This is a genomic window from Phnomibacter ginsenosidimutans (assembly GCF_009740285.1).
Classification (GTDB): domain Bacteria; phylum Bacteroidota; class Bacteroidia; order Chitinophagales; family Chitinophagaceae; genus Phnomibacter; species Phnomibacter ginsenosidimutans.
This window is the reverse complement of sequence record NZ_CP046566.1, coordinates 4,190,527-4,215,153: the sequence shown is the minus strand read 5'-3', so window position 1 is coordinate 4,215,153 and position 24,627 is coordinate 4,190,527. Positions and strand designations below refer to the sequence as shown.

Genomic DNA, 24,627 nt, shown 5'->3' with positions numbered 1-24,627 from the left:
TAGGAAATGCAACACTGTGTTCCTCTGTGTTTACCTCTTTCGCCTCTGTGGTTAAAAAACATTCATTCATGAGCAACCTTTTTTCTGAAGCACACCAAAGCGGCACCGCCTATATGCCGCATGTAGCCCGGGTACAGCCCTGGGCTCGCTGTGCTGCCCGCTTGCTGCGAGGCCCGCTGTTTGATGATGAAGAAGAGCTCTGGCACAAGCTGAGCATTTACAAAACGGAGCTCATCATGTGGTTTGAGCAAATTGCGGTAGAGCTCATCATTGATCAACGGGATGGCTATGCTTACCTGAAGCAACTCGAACTCGATGACAAGGGCAACACCGTAGGTTTGGTGCAACGCCGTCCGTTGAGTTATGAAGTCACGTTGCTGTGTGTGATTCTGCGCAAAATGCTCGACGAGTTTGAGCTCAACGATACCAGCAACCGCAACCTCTACATCACCCGCAAGCTGCTACGGGTAGAGCTCGAAACTTTTTTTAAAGAGAAGGCCAACCGCATGAAACTCATCAAAGAGTTGAACCGCTACATAGAAGAAGTAGCCGAACTGGGGTACCTCAAAAAACTAAAAACGGACAGTACCGCCAGTGAAGACGATCGCTTTGAAGTACGCCGTATTTTGAAAGCCCGTTTTGATGAAGACACGTTACAATATTTTTTAACACAAATGAAAGGCGATATCGAAGCATAAGCCAAAGAACGATACAATATCCCGCAAACGGCCGGCGTTAGTACCACAGTGCAAACGCTGGCCGTTCGGCTGTTTACTGTATTCCAATGCTGTATCACTATCTATGCAGTTGTGCAGTAGGCGTTTGTATGTATCAAAAACTATAAACCCCTGTATTGCATGAAACAATGGCTGCTGTGCTGTGCCCTTTGCTGTGGCACCCTTTCGTATGCGCAAGTGTGGCGCAAACCCCCGTACAATGCCCAACTCATTTTTGATGTACCCGATGCGCCCAAGCTCACTGCCAAATCGGATACGGTGTACCAATATTATAAAAACAAAGAGCTACAAGAATTTATGTTGCAATGGGTATTGGTAAAAGATGCATTAGCACAACTCACTGTTTTCTTTCTCAAAGATGGCGACGGCGATGATTACAAAATACGAGGCATTGGCCGGGTAGCCATTGCCGTGTCTAACCCCTTCACCTATGTGTACGAACCCAACAACCCCGATAACAAACGTGAAGCGGTAAATACCGCCATTCAGTTGTTTCGAAAGGAAGGGCAGGAGTAGGTGTTTTGGCGAAGCCACACCTGTAGTTTGCAGTAGATTCTTCACTCCTCTTTTCCTTTACTATGGCAAACAGCAATGCCGGCAATTTCAACTGCCGGCATTGTTTATAAATAGCCCGCTGCAACTGGCATATTTGATGGCATGGGCAATATATTCGCCCACTTGCCATACACGCTCTGCATGCACACCCATCATCCCATTAACTGATACACTCATTGCCGATATATGAACCTGAGTTTATTTAGCCTCAATCCTGCCGAAGCCGGCTTTCGCCTGCAGCGGATGGAACTCTGGAACTGGGGCACCTTCGACGAAAAAATTTACCACATAGAACCCGGTGGCGAAAACAGCCTGCTTACTGGCGCCAACGGTAGCGGCAAAACCACTTTTGTGCATGCCTTGCTCACCTTGCTGGCGGCAGAGCGAAGAATGCGCAGCTTCAACATGAGTGCCGAGGGCAAAACCAAAAACGAACGCACCGAAGAAAGCTATGTGCTGGGCGAATACGGTCTTACCGAGGATGACAGCGGCAGTAAAGCACAACGGCTACGGGAAGACAGGAGCAAGGTGCGCAGTGTGATACTGGCGGTGTTCAAAAGCGAAGATCAATATGTAACGTTGGCACAAATCCGCTGGTTTGCCGGCACCGATCTCAAACGCAGTTTTATAGTGGCCCACAAGCCGCTCAGCATCGAAACAGACCTGCGGTATTTTGATACACAAGGCGAATGGAAAAAGCGGTTGCGCAAAGATTATCCCAAACAGGGCAGCCGCGAAATGATAGAGTTTTTTGACGGCCCCAAAGAATACGGCACCCGGCTGCGCAGTGTGTTTGGTATGCGTAGCGAAAAAGCACAAAGCCTGTTCAACCAAACCATCAGCCTCAAAATTTTGGGCAACCTCGACGATTTCATCCGCACTCAAATGCTGGAAGAAACCGAAATGGAAGATGATTTTGAAAAGTTGAAAGACCATTTCAAAACCCTGAGCGATGCACATCGTAATATTGAAAAAACCATAACGCAAATTGCATTGCTGCAACCGGTACGCCAGCATTGGAACGATTGGAAAAACATTGAAGCAGATAAATACATTGTAGATCAGCACCGGCAAACTTTGCCAGCATGGTTTGCTACGCACCAGCGCAACCTGTTGGAAAAAGACATGAAGCAGCTGGAAGAAACACTGCAACAAACCCGCCTGCGCAAACAGGAAATTGAAGCGGTGATTGATGAAGAAAACCAGCAGCTCATTGCTACCGAAGTGCAAATACAAAGCAGCCAGCCGGGCCGCTTGCTGGCCGAGCTCGACCGGCAAATGAAAGAGCTGGAAACAGAAAAAGAAAAGCGGCAGGCAGCTACACAACGCTACAACGGCTTTGCTGAAAAGCTGGGTTGGGATACGCAGGTAAACGAACGGGAGTTTGATAAAAACCGCCGCAAGGCAGAAGAGAAAGCACAAGAGCTGCGCAAAGACCTGGATGAGAAACGTACCGCCAAAGTACGGATGGAAGATGCCCGGCATCAGGCAGAAGACGATATGGTGCTACTCGAAGGCGATATAGAACAACTGAAAAAGCAAAAGAACAATATCACCGGTCGTATTGCACAAATACGACAAGAGATACTGGAATACTGCGGCGCCACCGAAGCTGAAATTCCTTTTGTAGGCGAATTGATACAACTGCGGGAAGGCGAAGAGAAATGGGAATACGCCATTGAAAAACTGCTGCACAATTTTGGTCAGCGGTTGCTGGTACCCGAGCAGTATTACAAAATGGTGAACAAGTACGTGCAGGGCACCGACCTCAAAGGCCGCATTGTGTACGAACGCTACAAAGAGGGCAACTACCTCACCGATTTGCTGCCTTTGGAACCTGATACGGTGCCCGATAAACTTGACATCAAACACGACAGTGAATATGCTGACTGGGTGGAGTTTCAACTGCGCAAATACTACAACTACTACTGCACCGACAACCTGAACGAATTTGCTAAAACAGACTATGCCATTACTTCCAGCGGATTGATTCGCCATGGCAACCGGCATGAAAAGGATGACCGCAACAGAGGCAATAGTCGCCAGCATTATGTGCTGGGTTGGGACAACAGTGCCAAGCTTCGCATGCTGATAGCAGAGCTCACCCAACGGGAAGAAAAAGTGCAGCAACTCCGCAAAGAAGAAAGTGTGTTGCGCAGCAAAATAGACAACCTCGAACGGCAGGAAAAAGCACTGGAAGAATTATTGCGCTTTCAATCTTTTGCAGAGCTCGATTGGGAAGCCACAACCGCACACATTGCTGCCAAAGAAAAAGAGCGGCTAAAGCTGGAAAAAGGTGACCCCACGCTGAAAGAACTGCAACAGAAGAAAGAAGCCCTGCAACAGCGGCTGAAAGAACTGCAGCAAAAGAAAGACGAAAAAATAAGGGAAGAAGAAAAGCAACACAATCAACTGCAGCTGTGGCAGAGTGCACAGCTACGTTGTGATGAAATATTAATGGCTTACGAAGGAGTTGACATCACAACAAAGCTGGCCGAGTTTCAGTTGGAGTACATCAACAAGATTGAGTACAGCATTGATTTGGATGTGATTGAGAAAGTCCGCAATCAGGTAACGGATATCATCCGCAAAAAAACGGATGAGCTCAACAGCAAAACTGAATCGGCCAAGCGGCAGCTGAACACCGCTATCAATAGGTTCAAATATCCAACCGATGAAAAGTTGCTGCAGCGGTTTCCTGACTGGCGGGGCGATACACACCGCCTGCCCGAAAGCGTAGACCTGGCGGGTGAATACATGGACATGCTCGAACGCCTGGAGGGTGAAGAACTGGCCGAACAGCGGGATCGTTTCAAGAAGTACCTGAACGAAGAAATGATTAACCGCATGAGCAGTTTTGGTGGCCGGTTGGATGAACATTTGCAACAAATACGTCGCAGGGTAGATGAGTTGAATATTAGCCTTTCTGGTATCAGCTATCGCCAAAACCCAAAGACATATATTCAGTTGGATGCCAGAGAAGAACTCAGCCCCAACATCAAAGATTTCCGCCACCGGCTGGTGGCCTGGAAGCCCAATATTGCCGAATATCACCGTAGCAAAGACGACAGCATACTCGAAGCCAGCTATGTAAAAATCAAAGAACTGATAGACGATTTGGAAAGCAAGGAAAGCTGGCGCCGCGAAGTGATGGATGTGCGGCAGTGGTTACGCTTTGTGGCCCGTGAAGTTCGTGCCGAAGACAAGAGCACTTACCGCAGCTACACTGGTACCGAAAAGCTGAGCGGTGGCGAACAAGCACAGCTTACCTACACCATTTTGGGCAGTGCCATTGCGTATCAGTTTGGCATTACCAGCGATGGCCTCAGCCAGCGCAGCTTCCGCTTTATTTGTGTGGATGAAGCCTTTAGCCGGCAGGATGAAGAGAAGGCCAGATACCTCATGAATTTATGCAAGCAACTCAACCTGCAGATTATGGTGGTGAGCCCCGATAAAACAGAAGAGTTTAGAATAGTAGAACCTTTTGTGGCCCGCATACACTACGTGCAGCGCAGGGCCAACCGCGATAGTTTGATGTACGATATGCCCATCAAACAACTGAAGGAAGCGTTGGAAAAAATTTAGCGTTATGATTTCCTTTGTTGATTTACAAAAGAAGATTACGAAGCTTTATCCTAAAGTGTTGCAAGCACATGTGGAGCAGAAGTCTATTTTTCCACTTATTGTTCCTTTTGATAAAACTTTTCCCAAAGAGTTGTCGCAATGGCATGATTTAATTGAACCCATTATTGCGCATAGCCGAGAGCATCATCAATTTGGCTACAGCATTGCATACACTCAGTTACACATGCGTAAGCATGGTGTGCAAACTGTTATAAAGGAAATAAGTTTTGATAATGAAGCACAGTTGATTGGCTATCTCAACAAACAGGAAGAGTATGCATCCTTTACCAGCAACGTGGCTAAAATATTGCAAAATTATCCTGTACTAAAAACATGGATGAGCAATAATACCAGCAGCATACTGGAGTATGAACTTGACTGGGATAGCCTGTTGGCGGTAGTTAGTTATTTTGTTTCCAATGCTTCACCGGGCATTTTTATCAGAGAAATTCCGGTGCCGGTGCATACCAAGTTTATTGAGCAGCATAAAGCTGTGCTGTATGAGCTGCTCAACGAAGTGCTGCCGCCAGCTGCTATTCAACAGCAATACAGTGGCGTAAGCCAGTTTGAATTACGCTTTGGCTTGAAGATCATTCCTGCCCGTATCCGTATTCGTTTGTTAGATGCAACCTTCGCACGTTACTATAACAACGGAATGACTGATATAGAAGCACCCGTAGATGAATTGGCAAATCTTGAGTGGCCATTGCAAAAAGTAATTGTGCTGGAAAACAAAAAGAACTTTGAAAATGCCGAAGTGTTTTTAACGCTTCCCAACATGGAATCCACCGCAGTAATCTTTGGTAGTGGTAAGGCTGTTAGTTTATTATCAAAACTGAAATGGCTGGCGCCAATACCTATCCTATACTGGGGTGATATTGATGCCGAAGGTTTTGAAATGTTGCATCAATTGAGAATACTATTTCCACAAACCGCATCTTTTTGCATGGATGAGGAAACATATCAAGCTTTTAAGGAATTTGAAGTAAAAGGTTCTGGAGCTAAGGAACGAACATTGGATTTGCTTACGGCTACAGAAAAAAAGTTGTATCAACAATGCTGTACCAAAAATATGCGGTTGGAGCAGGAGCGAATTGCACATCCTTTCATGTTGGAGTTACTACGAAAGCACATCAACCACTTTAATGCTTAATCAACCGCATCATGCGGTCAAGGCTATCGGTACAAACAATATCTCCGGCCCGTTGCATCATTTCCTGAAAGGCTGTAGGTAACGCTTCGTTTGATAAGGTATCCATTCCGCCAAAGGCACTGAAGGAGGTGGGAATGTTTTGCAGATGAATACCGCTGTAATAATCCGCAGGTTGTAAGGCTCTGGGTGTAAGGGCAATTAAGCGATCTGCAGGAATGCCACTTTGATGTACCTGTGCTATTTGTGCCGCATCGTTGAAACCCAGCGCCAGCATAAGGTTGGGATACAGTTGATGCAGCCGTTGTGCTTCAGCAATGGTATAGCATATCACCATTACCTGCTGCAGCATGTTGTGCTTAGCTACTCGTTGCATCATGCGTTCGGGAGGAGTGCCGGGTTTCATATCCAAAGCAAGAAATGCATGGCTGCTGGCCGCAACACGTAGAATGTCATCTAAAGTAGGGATACGTTCCAGCAGCACATGGCCACGGCTATCCTTTAGCCACAAACCTTGTATTTGTGCAAAAGATTGTTGGTGTAGTTTGCCAGTACCAGTAGTGGTTCTGCTCAGCGTATCGTCGTGCAGTAGTACGAGTACACTGTCGGTTGTCATGCGTACATCAAGCTCAACAATGGCACATGGATAAAGGGTGACGCTTCTTTGCAAGGCAGCCAAAGAGTTTTCGGCATAGCCCACCGCAGGTGGTGCCATGCGATGCGCCATCCAAACGGGTTCGGTACGGTTAGGCGCATAGGCTACCAACTGTGCCATGGTTTTTTTGCTGCAGGTAGATGAAGATGGTTGCTGTAACCACGCAGTACAAACAATGCTGAGGAAAAGAAGAACGGATAAACGCATGTGTAAAGGAATAAAAAAAGTCGCTTTCGAAATGAAAGCGACTTTTTTGAAAAAATGAAACAACAATTAGTTGTTGAAGATGTAGCGGATACCGAGTTGGATCTGGTATACATCGTCGATGGTGCTCGACTTGATGAAAGGATCCTGCAGCAATACTGTGGTACCATTAACAACCTGAGTAGCCAGGCGGTAGATAGGTGCACCAGCTGCAGTGCGACCACGGTAGTTGAGCGGCTGAGAAGTGGTGCTCAGGTTACCTACACCCCAGTCTTTGTTCAGTATGTTGCCTGCATTCAGGATGTCCATACGGAAACGGAAGGTGTTGGCTTTTTTGCTCTTACCAATTTTTACAATCAGGTCTTGCTCTACGCTAAAGTCGAAACGAGTGAGCCAAGGCAATTCAGCACCGTTGCGTTCTGCATAACCACCTCTGCGTTCGCTGAGGTAAGGATGCTTATTGATGTACGCATCGTAAGCAGCCTGCTGCTGAGCAGCAGTGAATACGGTAGTACCGCTGGTGTACGTTTGGAAGTTCATTTCGCTGGCAGCTTTTGGCACGTAGATAAGGTCGTTGATTTGACCGTCACCGTTCATGTCGTTGCTAGAAGTATAGCTCAGTTTGAAACCGCTGGCGCTTACCATACCCAAAGTAATGGTGGTAGCACCGGCAATGCCTTTGCCATACATGAGGCGATAGCTGATGTTACCCACAATGCGGTGACGCAGGTCGTTATCGCTAAAGCTGTTGCGCAGGTAGTTTACACCATAAATAGTAGGAACGTTAGCATTTACTGTGCTGGCTACAAACGAGATGTCTTTGGCTACACCGTAAGTATAACCGAGTAATCCACCCCAGTTTTTGGTGATGGGCTTTTCCAACTTACCGGTGATAGAGTAGCTATAACCTTTGTTGTTGTTGGTGAGCATAAACACGTTGCCAATCTGAGGATTCACAAAACGGGCGTTAGAAGCTGCAGCACCACTGAGGTCCAGTGCAGGATAAATCATACGACGATCAGAACCATCTGCAAAGCTGCCGTTAGAGGCACGCATGTTCAGGTCTACATAGTTCAGCGCATTCAGGTTCTTGTTGTAAATGGCTTCAACAGTAGCAATTACACCGCCAAAAGGAAGACGCTGGTCGATGGCCAGGTTGGTACGCCATACCTGAGGGAACTTCAGGTTAGGATCGGTATAGTTTACGTTGTAAGCGGGCAGTGCTGCAATGTTGGTAGTTGCAGGTGTATAGCGGGTAGGATCGAGGGTAAACGGATAGTTGTTGGCGGCAGAACCGGTGAGGTTGAGGCGACCAATGTTTACACCGTTGTTGCCCAGCTGGTTGCTGATGAGTACATAAGGCATGCGGCTCAGGAAGATACCGGTACCACCACGTACTTGTGTTTTGCGGTTGCTGAATACATCCCAGTTGAAACCAACACGGGGAGAAGCATACAAGCGACCCTTAGGCATTTCACCGGTGTTTACTTTAGTGCCGGTACCATCAGGGTTTTGGAAAGTCAAACCACCTACTACAGGATTGGTGTAATCAGCCGCAGTGTTGGTTACGTTCAGGTAATCCAAACGTAAGCCAAATGTGAGGCGCAGGTTGTTGGTGGCTTTAATTTCATCCTGAGCGTATACACTGTAAGTCTGTGTTTTAAACGTTTGCCAAGGCAGCTTACCATCAGGCAGCAAGCGTATAGGCATAGTTGAAACGGTTGAGTGTAACAGGAGAAGTAGTCAGGTTCGGATTGTTTTTGTACGCCAAAGCAGCAGTCTTGAAATCGTCGATGCTGTTGAACGTCCATACACCGTTAGAAGCGTAGAAGAACAGGTTGTTCGACTTGAACGCTTCGAAAGAAGCACCTACGGTAATGGTATGCTTACCACGCAGGAAGGTGAGGTTATTGGTGATGTTAAACGTAGCGTAATCCAAACGGTTGTTGGGTGTAAAAGGATCCATACCCAGGCTGGTATAAGTGCTACCATCTTTCAAAATGTCGATGGTGGGGAACACACCGGCTGTTTTATAGCTGCGGTCTTCAATTTGCTTGTTGTAAGTAACCAAAAACTGGTTAGATACTTTGTTCTTCAGGTTGCTGTTCAATTCAGCTACAATAGAACGGGTATTGTCCTGAATACCATAACCGGTATTTTGACCAGACAAAGCCAGCGCCAGGTTTTGGCGGTTACCGTTACCGGCAGTGTTGCCAGAGTTACTGTTGCTCACAATTACATCACTCTCACTGTCGTGGTGAGAATAGCGAACGGTCAGCTTGTGACGGTCGTTGATGTTCCAGTCTACACGGGCCAGCATTTTATTACTGTTCGACTCGTTGTTGAAGTTGTCGATAGCACCGAGGTCGTAGCTGAAGTTGTCCATCATAAATTTCTTCAGGTCTTCCAGATCGGCAGCAGTGGTACGGCTTACACCACCGGTTACACCGGGGCGGTTGGCCTGCCAGTCGAGGGCAGGGCGGGTACCTTTGGTAAATTCACCGTTGATGAAGAAGAACAATTTGTTTTTGATAATGGGGCCACCAAAACGGAAACCATTGGTTTCTACGCTAAAAGGAGTGGCAGGCACTTTGTTTTTACCAGCTTCGGTACCGGCCAGGTCGCGGTTGTTCCAAAAGCGGAACACAGAACCTGAAAAGTCGTTGGTACCACTACGGGTTACGGCGTTCAGTGCAGCACCGGCAAAGCCGCTCTGGCGAATGTCGAAAGGTGCAATGTTGATTTGAATTTCTTCGAGGGCATCCAAAGAGATGGCGCCAGAACCGGTACGGCCACCAGCTTGTGCCTGGCTACCCAAACCAAAACCGTTGTTGAACACAGAACCGTCAATGGTAAAGTTGTTCAGGCGGCTGTCTTGGCCACCAAAAGAACGACCATTGCTGTAAGCGTTGTACTTGGTAATGTCGTTTACGGTACGGCCAATGGTAGGAGTGCGGTTGAGGGCTTCGCGGCCAATGGTAGCTGAGGCACCGGTAGCTTTTGAGTTCATGATAGAACTGCGGTTGGCTACAACAGTGGCGGTTTGCAATTGGCTGTCGTTGGTACTCAACACCACATCCACGTTGGCGGTGTTACCCAGCGGAGCAAACACGTCATTTTCTACACGCTCCTGATAGCCGGTGTACGAAATGGTGATGCGATAAGGACCACCTACCCGTACAGCGGGCAGTGTAAACTGGCCACCCTTGCCGGTAGTGGTTACATAGCGGGTACCCGATGGTACGTGTACCGCAGTGATGGTAGCACCTTCCAGTGCTTCTTTAGCCGATCCCTTCACCACACCTGTAATGGCACTGGTGGTAACCTGGCTAAAGGCCATCAAACAAAAAAGGCTTGCCATCGCGGCAAGCAGCAATCTTTTTCCCATAAATGTTTAGTTTTTTGTTGTTCCGAAAAACGCTGCAAAAGTACTGGACACACGAATATGTTAAAAGAATAATAAGGAACCAACAAAATGGCCGTCTAAGCATAGAGCTTCGCAAAAAAGCAGAGGTTTTCTTAGTTATAACCAAATGGAATATAGCATTCGTTAGATGAAACGCAAAAGGCAAAACCATTGCCTAACTGAACACATATTAATAAATTGTTACCCGAGTGTTGATGGCTGCTCAGCTAAACCCCTTGTTGAAGAAAGCAGCACAGAGATTTTTCCACGCATTATCCTCAACTTCCCTACTTTTGCCGTCCTTTCACAAAACGGCAGGCATGGTGGCCTGTTGGTGAACTTGAAATAAACCGCTGCGCTTCTCCCGCAGCACCTTATTTTAAACCAACCAAAGGGTATAAAAAGTATTAGTCATGAAACGTACATTCCAACCGCACAACCGTCGTCGCAAAAGCGTACATGGTTTCCGTAAGCGTATGCAAACCGCCAACGGTCGTAAAGTGCTGGCCAGCCGCCGTGCCAAAGGTCGTCATAAGCTGACTGTAAGCGACGAACGCAAACTGAAGTAATCCGCTGCCCCGCTGGGGTACGCCGACAAACGAATACAGCCCTCCCGAAACGGAGGGCTTTTTTGTGCCCATGCCCCGCGGCTGTATCTTTCAGCCATGCGTGTTATTTTATTCAGTTGTTTGTTGTGGTTGGGGGCTGCGGCCCAGCCCCGTACCGATTCGTTGCTGCACCACCTGTTGCTGGCCAATCCCGCACAACCACTGCAAGCAGGTATTGGCCAATCCGGCCGAATACCGCTGCCAAATCATTTACACCCAAATCAACCGCGATGCTCAAAACCAGCCCCGCTTTACGCATTATTATTTCAACTACGATCCTCAGCTATACTTCAACCCGGCCAGTATGGTAAAAATGCCGCTGGCTTTTTTATCGTTGGAAAAGTTGAATGACCTGAACATTCCCGGCCTTTCGGCGCAAACGCATATGCGCTTTGATAGCAGCCAACCCTGGCAGCGGCCCTTTTACAAAGACACAACAGCCACTGATGGATGGCCCAGCATTGCCCATTTTATCAAAAAGGTATTTCTCATTAGCGACAACGATGCTTACAACCGCCTGTACCAATGGGTGGGCCAGCAGCGCATTCACCAGCAGTTGCGTGCCAAGGGCTATCCCACGGCGGTCATTTCCCGCCAATTTCTGGGCCTTACCCAAGAGCAAAACCGCCATACCAATCCGGTAAGTTTTTTCGATGCCAAAGGCAAACGATTGTATAGCCAGCCTGCACAATACAACCCCGATACTTTCGATTTCAGCCGTAAGATTTTGATTGGCAAAGGGCATCTGAATAAATACGACAGCCTGGTAAACGAGCCTTTCGATTTTAGCTGGCACAACAATATTTCGCTGAAAGATTTTCAGCAAATGCTGCAATCAGTGATGTTTCCGCAGTCGGTACCCACGAGTCAACGCTTTCGCCTCAAACCAGCTGATTATACCTTTTTACGTACCTGGCTATCCGCCTATCCCAGCGAAACCGACAATCCCAAATACGACACCGCAACGTACTACGACAACTATGTAAAGTTTTTCTTTTACGACGGCAGCCACCGCATGCCGCCTGGTGTACGGGTGTTCAACAAAGTGGGATGGGCCTATGGCTTTCTCACCGATGTATCATACGTGGCTGACTTCAACAATAAGGTGGAGTACATGCTGAGTGCTACCATTTATGTAAACAAAGACGGGGTGCTCAACGATGACAAATACGACATTGAAGACATCGGTCATCCGTTTTTGTATCAACTTGGTCAAACCATATACCAATATGAACTCAAACGCCCCCGCAAGCAGCGGCCCAATCTGGATGCGTTTAAACTGACCTACGGCACCCGCAATCCCAACGATAGCCGGCCGGCCATCAAAATAGCGGACAATTAAGGGCTACCTTTGCGCCACAATCATTATGAGTACTTCGGCTGTAAAAAATACATTGGGTAAAAAAGAAAAGCTGAAAAGCCGCAAGCAGATCGACAGCTTGTTTGCTAACGCACAGGCATTTACGGCGTTTCCGGTGAAAGTGATTTTTACCATCACCGACAGCACTCCTGATGCAGCGTGTGTGCAAATAGGCGTAACGGCCAGTGCCCGCAACTTTAAGCATGCTGCCGACCGCAACCGCATCAAGCGATTGCTGCGGGAAGCTTACCGCTTGCAAAAGCATGAGTTGATAGCTACTGCTACTGCCAAGAGCAAAAAGGTTTCCGTGTTTTTTTGTACCTCGATAAGCAAATGCCTGCCTACGATTTGCTGTACGATAAAATGCGCTATTGCCTGAAGCGGCTGCGCAAAAAACTGGAAGAAGAACAAAGCACTGATGTACCAACAAACGAAACCAAATAAATGGTATGAAGAGTTGTTGTAAAGAAGCGATGGGTGATGCACCGGTGCAAAAAACCGCCTGGTGGAAAACCGTGCTGGCATTTCCATTTATTGTGCTCATTCGTTTTTATCAATTGGTCATCAGCCCATGGCTGGGGCCAAAATGCCGGTATACACCCACCTGTAGTCAGTACGCTTTAGAGGCGTTTAAAAAATACGGTCCGTTCAAAGGTTTTTGGTTGTCGCTCAAGCGGGTGAGCAGTTGCCATCCGTGGGGTGGTAGTGGCTACGATCCGGTACCGTAGACAGTTAAACCTTAGTGGCTAACCGGGCTCTATGAGTATATTCATGGTAAAGAGTTCGATCATGAAGGCTGGGCATGCTGCATATTTTCACGGGTTGTTTTGGCCGGTTTTTCTAAGCATGCCATTGTTGTTCATTTACCTGCAACCAGGCAGTGCTTCTTTGCTTACTTTTTGCAGTCGCCGGTTCTGTATGGCTACCTGTTCTTTTATCCCATCTGTTTTTACATACATCAGCAATGGGCTTGGCCCTACTTGTGGCTGCGAGGGTATAAACTGTTGTATGCACTGCTGCTGTTGGCGCTTTTTGTATCAAGCCATTTTGCTGCAACCATTTGAGCAATTGATGACGCTGAGCCGACCTCCAACGCCGGGCCAGTTAACAGCATTGCCTAATACACTTCTGCCAATGGAGCATCCTGCGCCTGGCCCCCGGTTTGATATCATCAGTGTATTTTTACTGTTTTGTGTACTGGCAGCCAGTGTAGCGTTGCTCATGGGCAGCCATTGGTTGGCTACAGAACGAAGGGCCCTGCAGGCAGAAGCTGCTCAAAAAGAAGCAGCGCTGTCCATTTTGAAAGGGCAGGTTCATCCGCATTTTCTTTTTAATACCCTCAATAATTTATATGCAATGGCGATGGCAGGGCATCCGGGTACAGCCAAAGGCTTGCTGCAACTAAGCGAAATGATGCGATACATAACCGATGAGGTAAGCACAGAAAAAGTGCTTGTAGTAAAAGAACTACAATGTTTGCATAACTACATACAGTTACAACAGTTACGGCTGGGAAAGCAATATAATCTCAGCTTTGAATGTCAACATTCGGCTCCACTGGCACAAATAGCCCCGTTGATTTTGTTACCGTTAGTCGAGAATGTTTTTAAACATGGAATTTCTAAGCAACAATCTGGTAAATTATCAATAATTTTAATTTGTAAATCAGAAGGATTACTGCAACTAACCACGTCTAATCCTAAACAAACCCAAACCAGCATGGAACAGCGCAGTGGTGTAGGCTTAGCCAATACGCTGCAGCGGTTACAGCTTTTATATCCACACCGTCATCAATTGGAGATACGGGAAACCAGCGATAGGTATGAAGTATTTCTCAAAATTCAGTTGACGTAACCGTTGGCTTCATTCATTCAACTTGTACCATGCCCATTCGTTGTATTGCCATAGATGACGAGCCACTTGCGCTGGAGTTGATTCAGTACTATGTGTCGCTACACAGCGACCTACAGCTGTTGGCCACATTTGATGACGCTTTGCAAGCCAGGCAATATTTGCAAACACATGAGGTTGATTTGTTGTTTGCCGACATTAATATGCCGGACATAAACGGGCTACAACTAGTGGAGTCGCTCAGTAAAAGACCGATGGTTGTATTTACAACAGCCTATAAAAAATTTGCATACGAAGGCTTTGAGCTACAAGCCATAGATTATCTGCTGAAACCCATTGGACCAGAACGTTTTGCCACCGCCATACAGAAAGTAAAAGATGCTTTTTTGCTGCAGCAACAAAAGCAGACGCAGGCAGAAAAGCCAAGTATTTATGTACGTAGCGATTATAAAATGCTGCGCATTGTTCTGGATCACATCCAATACATCGAAGGTCTCGAAGACTATATCCGCATTCATGTAGATGGCAGCCGCCCCGTTTTAACACTCATGAGCTTAAAGGCAATGGAAGAAACCTTGCCCGCTGATCTGTTTATACGTATTCACCGGAGCTATATTATTCCTATCAAACGCATTGTAACCATTCAGGCAAAGGAAATTCAACTGCCTGGTATCAGCCTGCCCATTGGTAAAAAATATCAGCCTGCTGTACTTCAGCTATTGGGCAAATAGGCTGTTAATAATCGATAAAATAGCGTTGTTTACCGATACATCCCAATGGATGCTTAAGCGTATGGCTTTTGCACAGGTTTCATGTGTAAAGCCACAACATGATTTTGCAGCCACTCATGAGACGCACTACAGCATTTGCGCAGCACAGCAATTACTCATTTGGTAAACAATGTATGTGGTGGCGTTTCTTACTCACCCTTTGTATTACAATCTAATTATTGGTTTTTGTCAGCAGCGGGTATGTGTACAGGCGTGCCCGACATGCGTTGCATGAAAGGCATGCCTGCTTCCGCCAACTTGATTTTTCTCATCCATCAAACTTCATTTTTATGCAAACACAACTTCGAACTTCCGCATTGCTCTTGAGCAGCATGATACTGATAATGCTGGCATGTAAAAAAGAAGATGTCAGTACTACTACAACAGATATGGGCAGCTCAGATTTTGTAGCCAATACACTGGATACCACTTTTGCCAATGCGGTAGTGATAAAATACAACGGCAATACCGCCACCGTAACGAATGGCATGGAAGGAAATGGTGTAGCCGTAACAATAAACAACGGAGATGTAGTAGTTACAGCTACTACTACCAGTACCGAGGTCAACTATGTGTTGTCGGGCATTGCAACCAATGGCAGTCTGAAAGTGTACAGTGATTATAAGTTCAATCTTATTTTCAATGGCACCAGTATTACAAATGATGACGGCCCCGCTATCAACATTCAGTCAGGAAAAAAAGTATCGGTCAATGTGCTGACCGGTACCAATAACCGACTAATTGATGGTAGCACGTACAGCAGTAGTACAGAAGATCAGAAAGCAACATTTTTTAGCGAAGGACAACTGGTATTCAGCGGTACAGGTACACTTGCTGTAACGGGCAATTATAAACATGGTATTTGCAGCGATGATTACATCAGCATTACCAATGGTAATATCGACATTGTAAAAGCAAGTTCTGATGGCATTCATGCCAATGATTATTTCAACATGGATGCAGGCACCATTAAAGTAACAGCGGCTTCATCCGATGGTATTGAATGTGAAGAAGGATATATTACCATCAATGGAGGCAATATTTCCGTCAATAGTGTAGATGATGGCATTGTTGCATCATACGAAGATGCGGATGCCAGTATCACCCCTTACATCAGTATTAAAGGGGGCAGCATTGTTGTCACCACCACAGGCGAAAAAGGCAATGCTTTAAAAAGCGAAAGCTACACCAGCATCAACAGCAGTGGTACCATTCAATTATCAGTATCGGGCAAAGGTGCCAAAGGAATTAAAACTGGTGGCGATTGCTTGTTGAGCAATGGCAGCATTACCATTAGCACCACAGGGGCGGCTTTTTACGATACTGACGATGCAGATATAACTGCTCCGGCAGGCATTAATTGCGATGGTAATCTTACCATGGACAATGGTAGCCTTACTATCACCAGCACAGGTGCAGGTGGAAAGGGTATTTCTGTGGATGGAAACATGACCATGAACGCAGGTACTGCAGTAATTAAGGCGAGTGGTACCGCTTTTACCTATGGCACCGACGCTACAGAAGCGAAGGGTATCAAAACCGATGGCAGCTTTGTGATGAAAGATGGCAACCTGAGCATTGCTGCTACTGATGATGGTTTGAAAAGCGAATCTGCCATTACCATCCATGGCGGCAATGTTACCATTACGCAGTCTACAGAAGGCATTGAAGCACCCGCCATTACGTTTGCCGGCGGTGTAGTGAGTGTAGTAAGCAGCGACGATTGTGTAAATGGTACGATGGGCAATGGTGGCGAAACAACCGATGCAAGTCTCATCACTTTTGCCGGCGGCACTATACTGCTTAATACTACTGGTGGCGATGGCATTGATGGTAACGGAAATGTAGTGATGACAGGTGGATCGGTGCTGGTACAAGGGCCACCTTCTTCTCCGGAAGTAGGTATCGATGTAAATGGTTCGTTTACTATTTCGGGTGGATTGTTGCTGGCCTCAGGCCCCAATGCCGGCAATCAGATTGAAGCAACCAGCAGTAACTCCAGTCAATATACCATGCTGGTAAAATTCAGTTCGGTGGTAAGTGCCGGCTCACTCATCAATATTCAAAATGCTGCGGGAACCAGTCTTGTCACTTTTGCACCGTTGCGCAATGCGTATTACCTGGTGTATTCTTCTGCAGCACTCAGTGCAGGCAGCAGCTACAAAGTGTATACCGGTGGTAGTATCAGCGGTAGTACCAATACCAATGGCTGGCATATCGGAGGTACCTACAGCAACGGTACGCTGCGAGGAACCATCACGCTAAACAGCAAGCTTACTACTGCTACGCTGTAGTTGGGTGCACAAGTGTTGGCACAAGTTCTATACCCGGATGTATACACATTCGGGTATAGCCTTTTTGGGTGGCTGCAGCCATTTCACAACATTTGCAGTATGTCATCTTCGTTGTATACCGGATTGCAGCAACCATTGTTGAGCGGCCATATTAAGTCGCTTAGCCGTTGCATTTCTTTGGTAGAAAACGAAGTGCCCGGCACGGCAGATTTTTTGGAAGCATTGCCTGCTTCGGCCACACCCGTTATCGGCATTACTGGTCCGCCGGGTGCTGGTAAAAGCACACTGGTAGACGGCCTCATCCACCATTGGGTAACTGCCGGCAAAAAAGTAGGGGTGCTGTGTGTCGATCCTTCTTCGCCTTTTAACTTGGGCGCCTTGTTGGGCGATCGCATCCGCATGAGTGAATGGTACAATCATCCGCAGGTATTTATCCGTTCGCTGGCCAGCCGCGGTTCGCTGGGCGGCCTGCATCCGCACATTGTAGAAATTACTGATGTAATGAAAGCCGCAGGCTTTGACTATGTGCTGGTAGAAACAGTGGGTGTGGGCCAAAGCGAAGTAGAAATTGCCGGACTGGCCGATTGCACCGTGGTAGTGGTAGTGCCCGAAGCCGGCGATGAAATTCAAACCATGAAAGCGGGCCTGATGGAAATAGCCGATGTGTTTGTGGTCAACAAAGCCGACCGACCTGATGCGGATATGTTTGTAAAAAACCTGCGCCAAATGCTGGCGCCGGCCTTTATGACAAGGCAACATGAAATAGCCGTGGTAAAAACAGTAGCCCAGCAACGGGAAGGTATTGATGCACTGACTACAGCCATAACGGATGTGCTACAGCTAGGCGCTACCAACGAACGCCGCAGCTGGCTGTTGGCTGAAAAAGCATGGCACCTGATACAGCAGCAACGCATGAAAAACTTGAGCAAGGCGCAACTAAAACAAGCCATTGCCGAACTCCTGCACAGCGAGTTTAATTTGTACCAATTTGTTCGGCAGTACGTGCAGGCATAAACATTCCTCTACTATCAATTGTATTCACAATAACCAAAACACAAACACAACATGGATTATACTCAATTGCCCAAAGTAGCCAAATGCGAACCGACCGCTGTACAAGTGGAAGCCGGTAAAACCTATGCCTGGTGTACCTGCGGCCTCAGCGAAAAGCAACCGCTTTGCGATGGTGGCCACAAAGCCTGCTGGACAGAAGACGCCAACGGCGAATTGCAAAAGCATTTTGTAAGCCTGAAGTTTACTGCCGAAAAAACAGAAGAAGTATGGCTGTGCAATTGCAAGCAAACCAAAAATCCGCCTTTCTGCGATGGCAGCCACAAGCAGGTGAAAGCCTGATAAATATTTTCAGCAATAAAAAGAGGAACTGACAACAGTTCCTCTTTTTATATAGTAGATGTAATGCAATTACAAAATGCGCAGCTTGGCGTAGTTCAGCATGATTTTCTTTTCGCCGTTCTGATCAAACTTCACCGTGGCAATGGGGTTGTGTGCCGCCCCTTCCATTTTGATGACCACACCAAAACCAAACTTTTGGTGCTCTACTTTATCGCCTTCTTTAAGGCCGCTGGTATCGCTGGCTACAAAGTCGGAGGATGGTGTATGCTCCACCACTTTGGGCGGCTGTGCAGGGCCAACGTAGCTTGGCTTTGTGCTGGCGGCTTGCTTGCCCGGAGGCGCACCGTATCTGCGTTCTGCAGCAGCGGCACTGTTGCTTCCGCCACGGCCGCCACCATGCAATCGTTCAAAGGCACTGGCACCACCAAAGCCCATGCCGCCCTGATTGCGCAGGCCACCACCGGCCATAGTACGATCGGCATATTGGCCGGGTACTTCTTCCAAAAAGCGGCTCGGCTCATTGGCCACCACCTGCCCAAATTTGTAGCGGCTTTGCGCATACGTGAGCCACAGTTTTTCTTGGCCCTGGTTACGGCTACATAAAACAACCGGCGTTCTTCTTCCAGCTCTTCCCGGGTGTTGATGCTCATGCCGCTGGGAAACAAGGTTTCTTCCATGCCGCCCACAAACACACATGGAAACTCCAGCCCCTTTGATGCGTGGATGGTCATGAGCTTTACCACGTCGGCGTTTTCATCATCGTTTTTATCGGCATCGGTCAGCAAGGTAATTTGTTGCAGGTAGGTACCCAGAGATGCGGTAGCAGCGGCGTCTTTTGCAGGGCTATTGCTATCAGGGGTTGATGCCATGTCAAACAAAGTGCCGCCAGAGTTGGTAGCTGCTGTAGGGTCTCGTTCTGGTATTGGTGCAGTCTCTGGTGCCACATAACCTGCAGTTGGTTGGGTAATGCTGTCTTCAATCAGCGTACCGTCTTCATCAATCATGCTGCGGTTTTCGGCATCGTCTACCCATTCTTTAATAGAGTTGAGCAACTCCTGAATGTTTTCGTAGCGGGCCAAACCTTCGGCACTTTTATCGTTGAAGAGTTCTTTTACCAAACCTGTGTGTTTGCCCACCTGAAAGGCTACTTCATACGCATTGCTGGTTTTGAGCATGCTCTGGAAATACTTGATCATTTGCACAAAAGCCTGCATGCTTTCGAGGCTGCCACCACGAATGCCTACGTTTTGCGCCTGTTCCAGCACTTGCCACATCTGCATGTTTTTTTCATTGGCTACTATCACCAGTTTTTCAATGCTGGTTTTGCCAATGCCCCTCGCCGGGTAGTTGATGATGCGCTTCAATGCTTCTTCATCACGGGTGTTTACTATCACCCGCAGGTAGGCAATAAAATCCCGGATTTCTTTGCGCTGATAAAAGCTGATGCCGCCGTAAATGCGGTACGGAATATTAGAGCGACGCAGGCATTCTTCATACGCCCTGCTTTGCGCATTGGTACGATACAAAATGGCAAAATCACCATTGTTGAAATGATTGCGCAGTTTGTTTTCCTGAATGGCATCTGCCACGTAACGACCTTCATCGTTGTCGCTGATGACCCGCACAATTTTCACTTTATCGCCGGCTTCAGCTTCGGTCCACAGCTCTTTGGGTAATTGGTTTTTGTTGTTTTTGATGACCTCGTTGGCAATGTTCAAAATGGTGCCGGTACTGCGGTAATTGCGTTCCAGCTTCACCACTTTTACATCTTCGTAATCTTTTTGAAACTGCAGGATGTTTTCGATGGTAGCACCACGGAAGCTGTAAATACTTTGCGCATCATCGCCCACCACGCAGAGATTTTCGTGGGCGGCAGCCAGCAGTTTGGTTATCTGGTACTGGGTGGTGTTGGTATCCTGATACTCATCCACCATCACGTATTTGAATTTGTGCTGGTACTTGTGGAGCACTGGCGGAAAATCCCGCAGCAGTTCATACATCTTCAGCAGCAGGTCGTCAAAATCCATGGCGCCGTTTTTAAAACAGCGTTTGCAATAGGCATCGTAAATGCGGCCGATAGCAGGGCGGTTTTGGCGGGCATCTTCTGCCTGTATGTGGCTGTCGCTCAGGTATTCTTCGGGGGTAATGAGGGCGTTTTTAGCAGCGCTGATGCGGTTGCCTACCACATTGGGCTTGTAGGTTTTATCATCGAGGTTCAGTTCTTGCACCACGGTTTTAATAACGCCGCGGCTATCGTCGGTATCGTAAATAGTAAAGTTGCTGGGGTAGCCCAGGTGTTGTGCTTCGCCACGCAGTATGCGGGCAAACACACTATGAAACGTACCGATATACAAATTGCGGGCTTCGCCATTGCCCAGTATTTTCTGAATCCGTTCTTTCATTTCGGCTGCGGCCTTGTTGGTAAACGTAAGGGCCAAAATGTTGAAGGCATCTACCCCGTGATGCCCCATGAGGTAGGCAATGCGGGTGGTGAGTACTTTGGTTTTGCCACTGCCGGCACCAGCCACAATCATCAGCGGTCCGTCTTTGTGCGTTACGGCTTCCCGCTGCTGCTCATTCAATCCTGCTAAAATATCCTGCATAAGGGGTGCAATTTACACTGCCTGCATGGGCCCTGCCAGCGGGTGGATAATTTTTTACGCCAAAGGCACGTCTGGCATAAAAAAGCTTTCTTTGGTGCATGTCTGCTGTTGATAAACAATACCGCTGGTTTAAAGTAGCCGAAAGTGCGGCCGAGCTGTTCAACACCGGCCGCAGTCTGGTGCAGGTATCGGTGGCTGGCAAAGACATTTGCATAACCCGCCACCAGCAAGCATTGTATGGCTGCGCTGCCAAATGCCCACATGCCAGTGGCCGCATGGCCGATGGTTGGGTAGATGCGCTGGGCAATGTGGTGTGCCCGCTGCACCGCTACAAGTTTTCGCTGAGCACGGGTCGCAATACCAGTGGCGAAGGTTATTTTTTGCGCACCTATCCCGTAAAGGAAACTGACGATGGTTTGTATGTAGGCATCGAAGTGCTGTTGTAATCTTTCCATTCTGTGCTACCTTTCTGCCATGCTGCGTGTTGTTTTCTTTTTGATGGCTTGTGCTGAGGCATCTGTGGCGCTATCGCAAACAGATACGGGCTACTCCCGCCAATGCTCGGCCATACGGGAAGTGGTGTATTTATTTACCCAACAGCAAATACCGGAACTACTCGATACCAAGTTGAAAAGCAGCAATGGCTACCAAACCAATGGTGTATGGACCTTTAACCACGAACGCTACAGCACCCGCCTGCCCTGGGCCGATGCCCAAACCACCGAAGTAGAACATGCTACTGATTATAGAGATACGCTGCAAACAGACAGCTGGCAGTACATCGCCAACTTTGCACCGCAAACAGATTTGGTAAATGCGAATCGCCAGTTCAGACAAGTGTTGCAGCAAATCAATGGTTGTACGCTACCCATAGCCGATAGTGTGCCTATGGTATTGCAACCTGTAGACCCGGCCGGTTTACCACCCAACAAACCCGACAATCTGGTAGATGCATTTTTGTTTGAACTGCCACCTGTGCCCCGCACCGCATGGCAACTCAGCCTGATGATAGGCTTGGAAAAAATGCGCAACGGATACCGTACGGTGCTGATGGTGGAATGGCTGGAAGAATTAAGAAAAGCAGCAGGGAAATAGGTAAAGGTCTAATCAATTCATCACTAGAACGTTTGGTGTGTTTTCATTAGCACATTAGCACATTTTCAAATTAGCTAATTGATTTTGCTTTTAGCTCTCCACGCCCACCAAGCCGGCTACAGCCAGCAACAGCAGCACCACATATTGCACACTGGTAAACACCAGCCCTTTTACAAAGTACAACGGTATGCTGGCGATGTTGGTAGCGATCCACCAGTACCAGCTTTCCACTTTCTTTTTGGCCATGAGCCACATGCCGGTAAAGGCGGTAGCACTGGCAAAAGCATCGGCCCAGGGAATGGCTTCTTTGGCAAACCACTGGCGCATCAGTAGAATAAAACCGTAGAGAGCCACATAGCAAACAGCGGCAAACAACAACTGCTGTTGCCACTCTTTGCGGCTGCTGAAACTTACGTGCATCACGGGTTGCTGTTGCTGGTCTTTTTTGGCCCACAACCACCAGCCGTAAATGCTCATGACCGTGTAATAAAAATTGACCACCGCTTCGCCGGGCAAGTGGTACTTGAAAGAGAGGTAAATGAAAATGATGGTATTGACCAACCCCACCGGATAGACCAATATGTGCTCTTTGCGGGAAAAAAAAACACTGGCGATACCAGCCATTACTGCTACAAATTCGAGGGGCGTGGTTTGCTGCAAACCGCTCCAGACTTGTTGAAATAGTTCCTGCATTCGGCACTTGTTGGGGCACAAATATGCTATCTTACTATTCCTTAAAAAAATGACTTCCCATGAAAAGAAATGCAACTGCCGTTTGGAACGGTTCTGGTAAAGAAGGCCATGGCCACCTCACTACACAAAGCACCGTGCTGCAACAAACGCAATATTCATTCAACAGCCGTTTTGCAGAAGGCGTAGGCACCAACCCCGAAGAGCTGGTAGCCGCTGCACATGCGGGCTGCTTCACCATGAAACTCAGCTTTGTGCTCGGTGGTATGGAACTAACGCCCGAATCGTTGGAAACGACCTGTACCATTACGCTGGATAATGGCACGATTACCAACAGCCACCTCGTTGTAACAGGCAAAGTACCTGGTGCTACAGCGGAGCAGTTTGCGGCGGCAGTAAAAGATGCGGAAGCCAACTGCCCCATCTCGAAGTTGTATAACTGCAGCATTACTTCGGAAGCAACATTGGTATAAATTGTTAGCAACGCGGAGACTCGAAGACGCGGAGTTTTTTGCTGACATATTTTACCGCGGAGATGCGGTGGTCGCATCGATAAATACAAATGATGTATAGTCTGATTCTTCAATCTTCTTCGTGAGCTCTGTGCCCTCCGTGCGAAAAAAACAAAGGCAACCTCATTTTTCACAACAACCCTTGCGTATGAAAAACATAGCACATGAAATAAAATGGGCCGTCATTTTTATAGTGGCTGGCATGGCATGGATGCTGCTGGAAAAACTTACCGGCCTGCACGACAAGCACATCGACATGCATCCCATTGTTACCAACCTGTTTATGGTTGTGGCCATTGCGGTGTACTGGTTTGCTTTGAGTGCCAAGCGTAAAGCCAATGGCGGCACCATCACATTTAAAAAAGCGTTTGTCAGCGGTCTGTTGATGACGTTGTTCATTACTGTGCTTACTCCGCTGTGGCAGTATGTGTCGGTAGAAATTATTTCGCCCGACTATTTTAAAAACGTAACGGAGTACAGTGTGGCACAAAAACTGATGACAGCAGATGAAGCTGCTGCATATTTCAACCTGCGCAACTACATCATCAGTTCGCTGATGTTTGCACCGGTTACAGGTATTGTTACCTCGGCATTGATTGCGTTGATTGTGAGCCGCAAGAAATTGGTGTAGTTGTTTTTCAACGCAAAGCAATAGAAATGCATAGTAATTTATACAAGTGTTGGCCGCAGATTTATTCGTTCTAAGTTTTTTGGAAATGAGTTTAGAAGAAAAGGTATTTCAAGAAGCAAGGAGTTTACTTGGAGATCCAATAAATGATTGGGAGTTTATTGGTATTGAATTTAATGAAAGCCATCCTCACTTACGTTATTACCCAAGTGAGGGTAAGATATCTATTTCGTTATCTCTAAAGGCCAAATATGATGAGGTTCAATACATTTTTCAACTTAGTCATGAATTATGCCACCTGTTTTATCCCAAAAGGAATTCCCAAGTTTGAAGGAAACTGAAATGCTAGTAATAAATGAAGGTATTTCTACATATTTCTCAATCAAGACCACTGCGGCTATTTGTGGTCATGAATCGTTTCTTCTGAACAACCTCAAAAATCATAATAATAACTATTATCAAGCCCTTAAACTAGTAGAACAGCTAATCGAATTTGATACGAATGCAATCAAAAAACTTAGACATCAGCAAC

At 47.2% G+C, this 24,627-nt stretch carries 25 protein-coding genes; 18 read left to right on the top strand and 7 right to left on the bottom strand.

The annotated features are described in order from the left end of the window. The first annotated feature begins 68 nt into the window (after positions 1 to 68). Together GLV81_RS18310 and GLV81_RS18305 are read left to right on the top strand one after the other, a co-directional pair. Positions 69 to 698 (top strand): DUF4194 domain-containing protein, encoded by a 630-nt coding sequence (locus GLV81_RS18310; RefSeq protein ID WP_197428755.1) that lies wholly within the window; start codon positions 69 to 71, stop codon positions 696 to 698. A 159-nt stretch (positions 699 to 857) separates the two neighbouring features. Then, the gene (locus tag GLV81_RS18305) at positions 858 to 1,253 is read left to right on the top strand and encodes a hypothetical protein (protein ID WP_157480337.1); all 396 of its coding nucleotides are present in this window, start codon (positions 858 to 860) and stop codon (positions 1,251 to 1,253) included. Positions 1,254 to 1,340: 87 nt separating this feature from the next. Here the strand turns inward: GLV81_RS18305 and GLV81_RS21495 are convergent, their stop codons facing one another. Then, positions 1,341 to 1,469, bottom strand: coding sequence for a hypothetical protein (locus GLV81_RS21495; RefSeq protein WP_281350738.1), 129 nt, complete (start codon positions 1,467 to 1,469; stop codon positions 1,341 to 1,343). 9 nt (positions 1,470 to 1,478) lie between these two features. On the opposite strand from GLV81_RS21495, the gene GLV81_RS18300 reads away from it, so the two are divergent. Beyond that, a complete protein-coding gene (locus GLV81_RS18300; protein ID WP_157480335.1) occupies positions 1,479 to 4,877 on the top strand; it encodes an ATP-binding protein in 3,399 nt (1,132 codons plus the stop codon). Positions 4,878 to 4,881: 4 nt separating this feature from the next. Next, positions 4,882 to 6,069 carry a Wadjet anti-phage system protein JetD domain-containing protein gene (locus tag GLV81_RS18295; RefSeq protein WP_157480333.1) on the top strand — a complete coding sequence of 396 codons (1,188 nt, stop codon included), beginning with the start codon at positions 4,882 to 4,884 and terminating at the stop codon, positions 6,067 to 6,069. Here GLV81_RS18295 and GLV81_RS18290 read toward each other — a convergent pair. From GLV81_RS18290 to GLV81_RS19655, 3 genes are all read right to left on the bottom strand, one after another. Then, positions 6,059 to 6,928, bottom strand: a complete 870-nt coding sequence (locus GLV81_RS18290) for a glycerophosphodiester phosphodiesterase family protein (protein ID WP_157480331.1) — start codon at positions 6,926 to 6,928, stop codon at positions 6,059 to 6,061. The genes GLV81_RS18295 and GLV81_RS18290 overlap by 11 nt on opposite strands. A gap of 66 nt (positions 6,929 to 6,994) precedes the next feature. After that, positions 6,995 to 8,635 carry a TonB-dependent receptor domain-containing protein gene (locus GLV81_RS19660; protein ID WP_197428754.1) on the bottom strand — a complete coding sequence of 547 codons (1,641 nt, stop codon included), beginning with the start codon at positions 8,633 to 8,635 and terminating at the stop codon, positions 6,995 to 6,997. Beyond that, complete coding sequence (locus tag GLV81_RS19655) at positions 8,613 to 10,265, bottom strand: TonB-dependent receptor (protein ID WP_246186401.1); 1,653 nt, start codon at positions 10,263 to 10,265, stop codon at positions 8,613 to 8,615. The genes GLV81_RS19660 and GLV81_RS19655 overlap by 23 nt, the downstream gene beginning before the upstream one ends. Positions 10,266 to 10,744: 479 nt before the next feature. On the opposite strand from GLV81_RS19655, the gene rpmH reads away from it, so the two are divergent. The 9 genes from rpmH to GLV81_RS18240 all read left to right on the top strand — a co-directional run bounded on the left by rpmH (position 10,745) and on the right by GLV81_RS18240 (position 18,567). Beyond that, positions 10,745 to 10,900, top strand: coding sequence for a 50S ribosomal protein L34 (gene rpmH / locus GLV81_RS18280; protein ID WP_137261727.1), 156 nt, complete (start codon positions 10,745 to 10,747; stop codon positions 10,898 to 10,900). Between the two features lie 214 nt (positions 10,901 to 11,114). Further along, positions 11,115 to 12,281 carry a serine hydrolase gene (locus GLV81_RS18275; protein WP_197428752.1) on the top strand — a complete coding sequence of 389 codons (1,167 nt, stop codon included), beginning with the start codon at positions 11,115 to 11,117 and terminating at the stop codon, positions 12,279 to 12,281. Positions 12,282 to 12,306: 25 nt separating this feature from the next. Beyond that, positions 12,307 to 12,678: a ribonuclease P protein component gene (gene rnpA, locus GLV81_RS18270; protein ID WP_157480329.1), complete on the top strand. Its 372-nt coding sequence runs from the start codon at positions 12,307 to 12,309 to the stop codon at positions 12,676 to 12,678. A gap of 70 nt (positions 12,679 to 12,748) precedes the next feature. Then, positions 12,749 to 13,027, top strand: a complete 279-nt coding sequence (gene yidD, locus GLV81_RS18265) for a membrane protein insertion efficiency factor YidD (protein WP_425500005.1) — start codon at positions 12,749 to 12,751, stop codon at positions 13,025 to 13,027. A gap of 493 nt (positions 13,028 to 13,520) precedes the next feature. Beyond that, positions 13,521 to 14,153 (top strand): sensor histidine kinase, encoded by a 633-nt coding sequence (locus tag GLV81_RS19650; RefSeq protein ID WP_197428751.1) that lies wholly within the window; start codon positions 13,521 to 13,523, stop codon positions 14,151 to 14,153. A 29-nt stretch (positions 14,154 to 14,182) separates the two neighbouring features. Further along, entirely contained in the window at positions 14,183 to 14,881 is a 699-nt protein-coding gene (locus GLV81_RS18255) for a LytR/AlgR family response regulator transcription factor (protein WP_157480325.1), read from the top strand. 329 nt (positions 14,882 to 15,210) lie between these two features. After that, positions 15,211 to 17,214: a carbohydrate-binding domain-containing protein gene (locus GLV81_RS18250; protein ID WP_157480323.1), complete on the top strand. Its 2,004-nt coding sequence runs from the start codon at positions 15,211 to 15,213 to the stop codon at positions 17,212 to 17,214. A gap of 99 nt (positions 17,215 to 17,313) precedes the next feature. After that, positions 17,314 to 18,228, top strand: coding sequence for a methylmalonyl Co-A mutase-associated GTPase MeaB (meaB, locus tag GLV81_RS18245; RefSeq protein ID WP_157480321.1), 915 nt, complete (start codon positions 17,314 to 17,316; stop codon positions 18,226 to 18,228). Between the two features lie 51 nt (positions 18,229 to 18,279). Beyond that, positions 18,280 to 18,567 (top strand): CDGSH iron-sulfur domain-containing protein, encoded by a 288-nt coding sequence (locus GLV81_RS18240; protein ID WP_157480319.1) that lies wholly within the window; start codon positions 18,280 to 18,282, stop codon positions 18,565 to 18,567. A gap of 69 nt (positions 18,568 to 18,636) precedes the next feature. On the opposite strand, the gene GLV81_RS21630 is transcribed toward GLV81_RS18240, so the two are convergent. Continuing rightward, the gene (locus GLV81_RS21630) at positions 18,637 to 18,843 is read right to left on the bottom strand and encodes a hypothetical protein (protein ID WP_157480317.1); all 207 of its coding nucleotides are present in this window, start codon (positions 18,841 to 18,843) and stop codon (positions 18,637 to 18,639) included. Further along, entirely contained in the window at positions 18,810 to 21,170 is a 2,361-nt protein-coding gene (locus GLV81_RS18230) for an ATP-dependent helicase (protein ID WP_157480315.1), read from the bottom strand. Before GLV81_RS18230 ends, GLV81_RS21630 begins: the two co-directional genes overlap by 34 nt. Before the next feature lie 98 nt (positions 21,171 to 21,268). On the opposite strand from GLV81_RS18230, the gene GLV81_RS18225 reads away from it, so the two are divergent. Both GLV81_RS18225 and GLV81_RS18220 read left to right on the top strand, forming a co-directional pair. Next, the gene (locus GLV81_RS18225) at positions 21,269 to 21,616 is read left to right on the top strand and encodes a Rieske (2Fe-2S) protein (RefSeq protein ID WP_157480314.1); all 348 of its coding nucleotides are present in this window, start codon (positions 21,269 to 21,271) and stop codon (positions 21,614 to 21,616) included. A 28-nt stretch (positions 21,617 to 21,644) separates the two neighbouring features. Next, positions 21,645 to 22,265 carry a hypothetical protein gene (locus GLV81_RS18220; RefSeq protein ID WP_157480313.1) on the top strand — a complete coding sequence of 207 codons (621 nt, stop codon included), beginning with the start codon at positions 21,645 to 21,647 and terminating at the stop codon, positions 22,263 to 22,265. 90 nt (positions 22,266 to 22,355) lie between these two features. On the opposite strand, the gene pnuC is transcribed toward GLV81_RS18220, so the two are convergent. Continuing rightward, positions 22,356 to 22,958 carry a nicotinamide riboside transporter PnuC gene (pnuC, locus tag GLV81_RS18215; protein WP_157480312.1) on the bottom strand — a complete coding sequence of 201 codons (603 nt, stop codon included), beginning with the start codon at positions 22,956 to 22,958 and terminating at the stop codon, positions 22,356 to 22,358. A gap of 59 nt (positions 22,959 to 23,017) precedes the next feature. Between pnuC and GLV81_RS18210 the strand changes: the two genes are divergently transcribed. The 3 genes from GLV81_RS18210 (at position 23,018) to GLV81_RS18200 (ending at position 24,426) form a co-directional block, all read left to right on the top strand. Next, on the top strand, positions 23,018 to 23,428 hold the full coding sequence (locus GLV81_RS18210; RefSeq protein ID WP_157480311.1) for an OsmC family peroxiredoxin: 411 nt from the start codon (positions 23,018 to 23,020) through the stop codon (positions 23,426 to 23,428). Positions 23,429 to 23,615: 187 nt separating this feature from the next. Further along, positions 23,616 to 24,098, top strand: a complete 483-nt coding sequence (locus GLV81_RS18205; RefSeq protein ID WP_157480310.1) for a DUF4199 domain-containing protein — start codon at positions 23,616 to 23,618, stop codon at positions 24,096 to 24,098. 46 nt (positions 24,099 to 24,144) lie between these two features. Next, on the top strand, positions 24,145 to 24,426 hold the full coding sequence (locus GLV81_RS18200) for a hypothetical protein (protein WP_197428750.1): 282 nt from the start codon (positions 24,145 to 24,147) through the stop codon (positions 24,424 to 24,426). Positions 24,427 to 24,627: the final 201 nt, after the last annotated feature.